3 protein-coding genes are annotated in these 4,090 nt (G+C 71.2%); 1 reads left to right on the top strand and 2 read right to left on the bottom strand.

Features of this window, described 5'->3' with window-relative positions:
• Nucleotides 1-91: 91 nt before the first annotated feature.
• Nucleotides 92-1,774, bottom strand: a complete 1,683-nt coding sequence (locus AX737_RS29085; protein WP_066927439.1) for an acyl-CoA dehydrogenase family protein — start codon at nt 1,772-1,774, stop codon at nt 92-94.
• A 147-nt stretch (nt 1,775-1,921) separates the two neighbouring features.
• Nucleotides 1,922-2,812: a DMT family transporter gene (locus tag AX737_RS29080; protein WP_066927437.1), complete on the bottom strand. Its 891-nt coding sequence runs from the start codon at nt 2,810-2,812 to the stop codon at nt 1,922-1,924.
• Between the two features lie 229 nt (nt 2,813-3,041).
• Between AX737_RS29080 and AX737_RS29075 the strand changes: the two genes are divergently transcribed.
• The gene (locus tag AX737_RS29075) at nt 3,042-3,929 is read left to right on the top strand and encodes a YihY/virulence factor BrkB family protein (protein ID WP_066927435.1); all 888 of its coding nucleotides are present in this window, start codon (nt 3,042-3,044) and stop codon (nt 3,927-3,929) included.
• The last annotated feature ends 161 nt before the right edge of the window (nt 3,930-4,090 follow it).

Here is a 4,090-nt window from a genome sequence, read left to right as displayed (position 1 = left end):
GTCATACCCCTCACCCCAACCCTCTCCCTCTGGGAGAGGGGGCAGGGCGCGGTTCGCCGCACGCGGCCGAACCCATCGACCCGAGGCCGTATCAGGCGGCTTCGAGCAGGCGGCGGGCGATGACCTGGGCCTGGATCTCGGCCGCGCCCTCGAAGATCGAGAGGATGCGGGCGTCGCAGAGCACGCGGCTGATCTGGTACTCCAGCGCGAAGCCGTTGCCGCCGTGGATCTGCAGGGCGTTGTCGGCGGCCGCCCAGGCGACGCGGGCGCCCAGCAGCTTCGCCATGCCCGCCTCCAGGTCGCAGCGCTTGCCCTCGTCCTTCTCGCGGGCCGAGAAGTAGGTGAGCTGGCGCGCGATGTTGATCTCCACCGCCATCATGGCGAGCTTGTCGGCCACGCGCGGGAAATTGATCAGCGCCTTGCCGAACTGCACCCGCTCCTCAGCGTAGCGCAGGCCGATGTCGAGGGCCGACTGGGCCACGCCGATGGCGCGGGCCGCCGTCTGGATGCGGGCCGACTCGAAGGTCTGCATCAGCTGGGCGAAGCCCTTGCCCTCGACGCCGCCCAGGAGATTGTCGCCCGGAACGGAGAAGTTCTCGAAGGCGAGCTCGTACTCCTTCATGCCGCGGTAGCCGAGCACCTCGATCTCGCCGCCCGACAGGCCCTCCACCGGGAAGGGATTCGCGTCGTCGCCCCGCGGCTTCTCGGCGATCAGCATGGACAGGCCGCGATGGCCCTTCTCCTCCGGCTTGGTGCGCACCAGCACCGTCATGATGTCGGCGCGCACGGGATGCGTGATCCAGGTCTTGTTGCCCGAGATCTTCCAGGTGTCGCCGTCCTTGACCGCCTTGGTGCGCAGCGAAGCGAGGTCGGAGCCGGTATTCGGCTCGGTGAAGACGGCGGTGGGCAGGATCTCGCCGCTGGCGATCTTGGGCAGGAAGCGCTGCTTCTGCTCCTCGGTGCCGCCGCCGAGGATGAGTTCGGCGGCGATCTCCGAGCGGGTGCCGAGCGAGCCGACGCCGATATAGGCGCGCGACAGCTCCTCCGAGACCACGCACATCGCGGTCTTGGGCATGCCCATGCCGCCGTACTCCTCGGGGATCGTCAGCCCGAAGACGCCGAGTTCGGCCATCTTCTGGACGATCTCCATCGGGATGTAGGCGTTCTTCAGGTGCCACTCGTGGGCCTGATCGACCACCTCGGCCTTGCCGAAGCGGCGCATCTCGGAGCGGATCGCCTCCATGTCCTCGTCGAGGCCGGACGCGCCGATCGTGGCCGAGCCGCCGCCCTCGCGGATCTTGGCCACCAGCGCGGCGCGGTTCTCCGGCGTGTTGCCGTCCGCGATCATGGCCTCGACGGCCTCGGTGCGGAACTGCGCCAGCTCCTTCGCCGAGAGCCCGAGCGAGCCCGTCGGGCGCACCATCTCGCCCTGGCTCATCGGGATGCCGCCGAACATCTGGTCGAGATACTCGCCCGCGCCGATCTTCACGAGGAGCGTCTCGGTCTCGCCGAGCTGGCCGGCCTCGCGGAGGCTGGCCGCGTATGTGCCGAGCTCGCGCACCGCCTCGCCGTAGACGGCGAGCCAGGCCAGCCCGTGGGCGGCGTGCTGCTCGGTCTCGAGGCGGGCGGCGTCGATCTTGCCGTCGGGGCCCAGCACGCGGGTGCGCACCCGGCGCGTCGCCTCGGCGACGAGCTTCTTGGCCGCCGCGCCCGCCTCGGCGGACAGGGCGACGACGTCCTGCGGTTCGGTCTGGAAGGCGGGGGAGGCGGACATGCTGAGACCCTGAATTGAATCGAGATCGCGGTTGAGCCCGTTATAGGGCGTCCCGCGAATCCGGAGATATTTTTTTATTTGCACCGCCCGCAAAGGGAAGTGAATGCCGGGGGCATTGCACCATGGTGCAATGCGGGTGCGTCCCCTTCAACCCCGGCTCGCCAGGGCCACGCCGACCACGGCGACCGCCATGCCGGCGACCTGCACGGGGGCCAGGGTCTCGCCGAACAGGGCGTAGGCCATTACGGCCGAGACCGCGGGCACGAGGTAGAACAGGGCGGAGACGCCCGCGACCGCCTGTCGCTGGATCAGCCCGAGCAGCAGCAGGACGCCGCCGACCGAGAGGCCGAGCACCGCCCAGGCGAGGCCGGCCAGCGCCGGCAGGCTGGCGTCGAAGCGCCCCTCCTCCAGCAGGAGAGCCAGCGGCAGCGTCATCAGCCCGGCGCCGAGGAACTGCACGGCCGCGTTGGTGCGCAGATCGACGGTGGCCGCGAAGCGCTTCTGCCAGAGGGTGCCGCCGGTGAGCGCGAGGGTCGCCCCGAAGCAGATCGCCAGCGCGTCGAGCGGGACCGCGCCTGCGCCCACGCCGATCTTCGGCAGCAGGACCAGCCCGGCGCCGAGGGCGCCGATCCCGACCCCGAGCCAGCGGCGGGGCGAGACCCGCTCGCCGAGCAGCGGCCCGGCGACGAGGGCCGTCAACAGCGGCGGCAGGCTCGTCACGAGCGCGGCGAGGCCCGCCGGCAGGCCGCGGCTCACCGCCCAGAACACCCCGTCGAGGTAGATCCCCTGGAGCAGGATCCCGGCGAGGAGCGCGTCCCGCCAGCCGCGCCAGCCCACCGGCCAGCGCGCGCCCGCGACCCAGGCGAGCGTGCCGAGCACGCAGACGCTCAGCGCGTAGCGCAGCATCAGGAAGGTCAGCGGCTCGGCGTGGGGGGCGACGAGCCGGGCCACGATGAAGCCGGTCGACCAGATCAGGACGAAGAGCCCCGGCACGAGGCGGAGGGCCGGATTCGCCGGGGCTGGGATGGAGCTGGTCATCGGGGACAGGACGCGGCAGGGGCCGGACCGTGTGTCACGAACGCGTGGCCGGCGCCACGCTTTCGCGCCGGGACGGGCGGGCGCGCTCGAGAGCGCTCTCCGCCGAAGGGGACGCCGGTTCGGCGCAAGAGAGCGCGTCAGGACGAGAGGCTAGAGCCGTTCCCGCTCGCAACGTGATCGGGAACGGCTCTAGCCTCCGCGCGGATCCGGTGTAGAGACCGGTCCCGACATGCGTCCCGCCTCGCGCCTGCGCCGCCTCCTCGAAATCGCCGCCCTCGCCGCGCAGCGCTTCGTCGCGCATGACGGCTGGGCGATCGCGAGCCACATCGCGCTCTCGACGCTCACCTCGATGTTCCCGTTCCTGATCCTGCTCGCGGCGCTCGCCGGCCTGTTCGGGTCGAAGTCGCTCGCCGACGAGGCCGGGGTGCTGATCCTCGATGCGTGGCCGCGGGAGGTGGCCAAACCCATCGTCGGCGAGGTGCACCGGGTGCTCACCGAGCAGCGCGGCGGCGTGCTCACCATCGGCGCGCTCCTGGCGCTCTACTTCTCGTCCTCGGGCGTCGAGTCCCTGCGGGTCGGGCTCAACCGCGCCTACGGCATCCGCGAGATGCGGCCCTGGTGGCTGACCCGGCTCGAATCGATCGGCTACGTGGTCTGCGGCGCCTTCGCGATGCTGGCCTTCGCGCTGCTCGTGGTGCTGGGCCCGCTGATCTGGCGCAACGTCGTCAACGTGGCGCCGGGGCTCGAGCCGCTCGGCCTCACCGTGGCGATCGCGCGGATCGGGATCACGGCCTTCCTGCTGGGGCTGGTGCTCGTCATCGCCCACCGCTTCGTCGCGGCCGGGCGTCGGCCGATCCTGCTGGTGCTGCCGGGCGTGGTGGTGACGCTGCTGCTCTGGTTCCTCGCGGGCCTCGGCTTCGGCTTCTACCTCGACCGCTTCTCGACGGCCTACGCCTCGACCTACGGGGGCCTGGCCACCGCGATGGTGTTCCTCGTGTTCCTGTACTGGTGCGCCGCGATGTTCCTGTTCGGCGGCGAGATCAACGGCACCGTCATCGCCGCCCGGCGCGCTCGCCTCCAGGCGCGGATGCAGGCCCGCCGGGCCGGGGTGCGCTAGAGCACACGCGGTCAAGCTTTCGCGGGTTTCGGGCCGGTGGGACGGAACCGGTCGGAAGCCGGCGCATTCATCCCATACTCCATGCGATCCCCAAGAGCACCTCACAGGCCCGCCTCACCGGCGGGCTCTTTTTTTGCCCGCAGCCCCCTCAGCCGCCGCAC

This window comes from Methylobacterium sp. CCH5-D2, assembly GCF_001556475.1.
GTDB classification, from domain to species: Bacteria; Pseudomonadota; Alphaproteobacteria; order Rhizobiales; family Beijerinckiaceae; genus Methylobacterium; species Methylobacterium hispanicum.
Note: the sequence above shows the minus strand (reverse complement) of the source record. Positions and strands in the feature narration are given on the sequence as shown.

Coding starts and splice junctions, on each gene's coding strand:
- AX737_RS29080 (WP_066927437.1), bottom strand. CDS start 2,812: ATGACCAGCTCCATCCCAGCCCCGGCGAATCCGGCCCTCCGCCTCGTG.
- AX737_RS29085 (WP_066927439.1), bottom strand. CDS start 1,774: ATGTCCGCCTCCCCCGCCTTCCAGACCGAACCGCAGGACGTCGTCGCC.
- AX737_RS29075 (WP_066927435.1), top strand. CDS start 3,042: ATGCGTCCCGCCTCGCGCCTGCGCCGCCTCCTCGAAATCGCCGCCCTC.